General features: G+C 72.1%; 4 protein-coding genes and 1 pseudogene. 1 reads left to right on the top strand and 4 read right to left on the bottom strand.

Going from position 1 to position 3,849, the window contains the following annotated elements; all coding sequences use genetic code 11:
• On the bottom strand, positions 1-145 hold a 145-nt coding region (locus ASG00_RS17505; RefSeq protein WP_442922615.1), incomplete at its 3' end, for a uracil phosphoribosyltransferase.
• A gap of 61 nt (positions 146-206) precedes the next feature.
• Here ASG00_RS17505 and tadA point away from each other — a divergent pair.
• On the top strand, positions 207-650 hold the full coding sequence (gene tadA / locus ASG00_RS06745) for a tRNA adenosine(34) deaminase TadA (RefSeq protein ID WP_056207830.1): 444 nt from the start codon (positions 207-209) through the stop codon (positions 648-650).
• A gap of 406 nt (positions 651-1,056) precedes the next feature.
• Here the strand turns inward: tadA and ASG00_RS17495 are convergent.
• The 3 genes and pseudogenes from ASG00_RS17495 to ASG00_RS06730 all read right to left on the bottom strand — a co-directional run.
• A partial coding sequence (locus ASG00_RS17495; RefSeq protein ID WP_235559353.1) for a TIGR03560 family F420-dependent LLM class oxidoreductase occupies positions 1,057-1,593 on the bottom strand: 537 nt, incomplete at its 3' end.
• A 41-nt stretch (positions 1,594-1,634) separates the two neighbouring features.
• Positions 1,635-2,630, bottom strand: a complete 996-nt coding sequence (locus tag ASG00_RS06735) for a cation diffusion facilitator family transporter (RefSeq protein WP_056207762.1) — start codon at positions 2,628-2,630, stop codon at positions 1,635-1,637.
• Between the two features lie 70 nt (positions 2,631-2,700).
• Positions 2,701-3,659 (bottom strand): annotated as a pseudogene (locus tag ASG00_RS06730) (alpha/beta fold hydrolase); the annotation flags it as partial.
• Positions 3,660-3,849: the final 190 nt, after the last annotated feature.

Raw genomic sequence — 3,849 nt, 5'->3', positions numbered from 1 at the left:
CCCGCACGTTGCGGGTCGCCTCGTAGGCGAGCAGCGTCACGAGCTCGGAGGTGAGCTGGCGGAAGATCGGCGACGGCGTGCGCTGGTCGCGCAGAACCGTGAGCTTGTGGGTGACGAGCGGGTGGTCGGCGACGTGCAAGCGCATGATCACAGGCTAGAGCACCGCCTACGCTGTCACCGTGACGACCCCCGCCGACCTCGCAGCCATGCGCCGGGCGCTTGCGCTCGCCGAGGTGGCGGGCACGGAGGGCGATGTTCCCGTGGGTGCGGTCGTGGTGGATGCCGCGGGCACCCCGATCGGCGAAGGGCGCAATCTGCGCGAGGCGACGGGGGATCCCACGGCGCACGCCGAGGTCGTCGCCCTGCGGCAGGCCGCGGCATCCATCGGGTCGTGGAACCTCGAGGGGTGCACGCTCGTCGTCACCCTGGAGCCCTGCCTGATGTGCGCGGGGGCGCTGCTGCAAGCGCGTGTGTCGCGGGTCGTGTTCGGCGCGTGGGACGACAAGGCGGGTGCAGCGGGGTCGATGTACGACGTGGTGCGCGACCGCCGTCTGCCCTACCGCGCAGAGGTCGTGGGCGGGGTGCTCGCCGCCGAGGCGCAGGCGCAGCTTCGGAGCTTCTTCGAGGCGCGCCGACCCGACGCCCTCTGACACGGCGTGTCGNCCGGCGTCCGGGCGGCGGGCGCGCCGCCCGGACGCCGGGCCGCAGCGCCCGCCGCCGCGACGAGAGCCTCAGCGGGGCAGGCGGGGGAGCACCGTCGAGCCGAGGTACTCGACCTGCTCGATGTCGCGCAGGTCCATGAGCTGGAAATACACGCGCGTGGCGCCGAGGGCCTGCAGGCGCTCGACCTTCGCCACGATCTCATCCAGCCCGCCGACGATGTTGGTGTCGCCGCGCACGCTGTCGAGGTCGCGGCCGATGGCCGCCGCACGGCGCTCGAGCTGCGCCTCGGTGGGGGCGGCGAGTGTCGGGAGTGCCACCGACAGCTTGAGCGTGCTCGGGTCGCGGCCGATCTCGGCGCACGCGCCGCGCACGCCCGCGAACTTCTCGGCGANNGCGCTGAGGTCCGCCGCCGCCGACGATCACCGGCACTCGGCCTTGCACGGGCTTCGGCAGGGCGGGCGCGTCCTCGAGGCGGTAGTGGGCGCCGTCGAACGAGAATGATCCGGATGCCTCCCACAGCCCGGTGATCACGGCGAGCTGCTCCTCGAGCAGGTCGAAGCGGCGGGGCGGGAACGGGATGCCGTAGGCGGTGTGCTCGGCCTCGAACCAGCCCGTGCCGAGCCCGAGCTCGACCCGGCCGCCGCTCATCGCGTCGACCTGCGCGACCTGCATGGCGAGGATCGCGGGAACCCGGTAGGTCACCGAGGAGACCAGGGTGCCGAGCCGGATGCGCGAGGTCTCGCGGGCGAGGCCGGCGAGGGTCGTCCACGCGTCGGTCGGACCGGGCAGCGGGTCGCCCTCGCCCATGCGCAGGTAGTGGTCCGAGCGGAAGAACCCGTCGAACCCGAGCCGCTCACCGGCCTGGGCGAATTCGAGCTGGTCGGCGTACGACGCCCCCTGCTGGGGCTCGGTGAACAGGCAGTACTCCATGTCCCCAGTCTGCCGCTCCGGCCCGCGGTGGGCGAGAGCGGTCAGTCGGACGAGGCGACGATGACCTCGGCGGTCGGCGGTGGCGGGGTGATCTGCCGTCGAGCGGATGCCTCGGGCTCGCCGTGCGCCCGGTAGAGGTCGGGCTCGAGGTAGATGACCCGCGCGATCGGCACGGCGGCGCGGATGCGCGCCTCGATCGCGTCGATGTCGCTGGCGACGCGGGCGAGCGGCAGGTCGGCGGCGAAGCCGAGTTTCGCCGCAACCAGCAGCTCGTCGGGTCCGAGATAGAGGGTCTTGATGTGGATGAGGTGCGAGATCTCGCCGCCGCCGGTGATCGCCGCTTCGATCGCCCGCTGGTCGGCGGGGCGCGCGCCCTCGCCGACCAGCAAGCTCTTCGTCTCGATGCCGAGCACGATCGCGACCGCGATCAGCAGCAGGCCGATCAACAGGGTGCCGAGGGCGTCGAACACCGGGTTGCCGGTGAGTCCCGACAGCCCGACGCCGAACAGTGCGAACACGAGACCGGTGAGGGCTGCGACATCCTCGAGCAGCACGACGGGCAGCTCGGGCGCCTTCGCGTGCCGGATGAACCCGAACCACGATTCCCCGGCGGCGCGGTGGTGGTTCGACTCGCGGATGGCGGTGCGCAGCGAGAAGGACTCCAGACCGATGGCGAGCAGCAGCACGACGAGCGGCAGCCACAGGTTCTCGAGCTCGTGCGGATGCTGCAACTTGTCGATGCCCTCGATGACCGAGAACAACCCACCGATCGAGAACAGGATGATCGCGACGACGAACGCGTAGACGTACCGTTCACGGCCGTAGCCGAACGGATGCTCAGCGTCGGCGCGGCGCCGGGCCTGACGGCCGCCGAAGAGCAGCAGCAGCTGATTTCCCGAGTCGGCGAGCGAGTGGATCGCCTCGGCGAGCATCGACGCCGACCCCGAGAAGGCCCACGCGAGGAACTTGGTGAGGGCGATGCCGAGGTTCGCGAGAAGTGCCGCGATGACCGCCCTGTTGCCGCCGGATGCGCTCATGGCGTCAGTCTAGGGATGCCCCGTCCCGGGCCGGAGGCATCCCTCGCCGTTCCGGGCGCCCCGGGCCCGGTCAGTCGGCCGAGCGCAGCACGATCGTCTCGGTGGGCGGCGCCGGGTCGACGGGTCGGCCCACGTAGCCGATGTGACTGAGGAGTGCGCGCCGCACCTCGGCGGGGCGCTCGAGGTGCGGCGAGTGGCCGACGCCGGGCAGCAGCAGCTCGGTGACCTCGCCGCCGCCGGCGGCGTAGGCCTCGAGCACGTCACGGGTCTGGGAGACCATCTCCTGGGCGGGCGCGGCGTCCGCCCCGGGCCAGCCGGGGATGATGCCGAGCGCCCCGAGGTGGTTGAGGTCGAAGAACGACGCGTCGGACACGATGGCGTCGGCGTCGCCGTGCACCCACAGCACCGGGGGCTTGACGGCGAGACCGACGATGCCGGACGTGTTGAAGTAGCCCGGCGCCATGGTGTTCAGCACGCCGATGCGGCCGGCCCCGAATCCGGGCCAGTTCTCGCTCGCCACGGCATCGCCGGGGTAGTTGCCCGTGGCGGTGGAGGTCGTGAGCATCGAGGCGACCCAGGCGTCCTCGTGCTCGCTCTCGAAGCCCGGGGCGACGTATCCGGATCGGAAGACGCTGCGCGGCGACGTCTGGGCGTCGGCGCTGGTGTCGTGGTCGGTGAGGCGCTGCACGAAGTCCGGGTTCGCTCCGCCGCCGCCGGTGCCGGCGTCGTCGTCGGTCAGGCGGCTGCCGTCGCGGCGGGTGCCGCCGAAGCCGTAGGGAGAGACCGGTGCCTGCAGAGTGAGGGATGCCACGGGGTGGTCGATCGCGTACTGCATCACGACGCCGCCTCCCATCGACCAGCCGACGAGGTGGGGCGCGGCGACCCCGAGGGCCTCGAGCGTCGCATGCACGTCGTCGCTGAAATCGCGCACCCCGCGGGTCGCGTCGATGGGCAGGCTCTCGCTCCCGCCGAACCCGCGCAGGTCGACGGCGATCACCCGCACGTCCCCGGGGAGGTCCTGCATGATCTNNNGGTCGGGTCGTCGTCCTCGCGCAGGAGCACGTTGACCGCGAGGCGGTCGGTCGCGACGGTGCGGGCGACGATTCCGTCGAACAGATCGGGCTGGGTGGTCATCGGGCGTCCCTCCGCGGCTCAGCCGAGGCGGCACCGCCCCGGCACTGCCGATGATAGTCGCGCCGTGCCGCCATGTGAATGAACT

Source organism: Microbacterium sp. Leaf351, assembly GCF_001423825.1.
Taxonomy (GTDB): Bacteria; Actinomycetota; Actinomycetes; order Actinomycetales; family Microbacteriaceae; genus Microbacterium; species Microbacterium ginsengisoli.
The sequence above is the reverse complement of the archived record's forward strand: the minus strand, read 5'-3'. Positions and strand labels throughout refer to the sequence as shown.

Coding starts and splice junctions, on each gene's coding strand:
- tadA (WP_056207830.1), top strand. CDS start 207: ATGCGCCGGGCGCTTGCGCTCGCCGAGGTGGCGGGCACGGAGGGCGAT.
- ASG00_RS06735 (WP_056207762.1), bottom strand. CDS start 2,630: ATGAGCGCATCCGGCGGCAACAGGGCGGTCATCGCGGCACTTCTCGCG.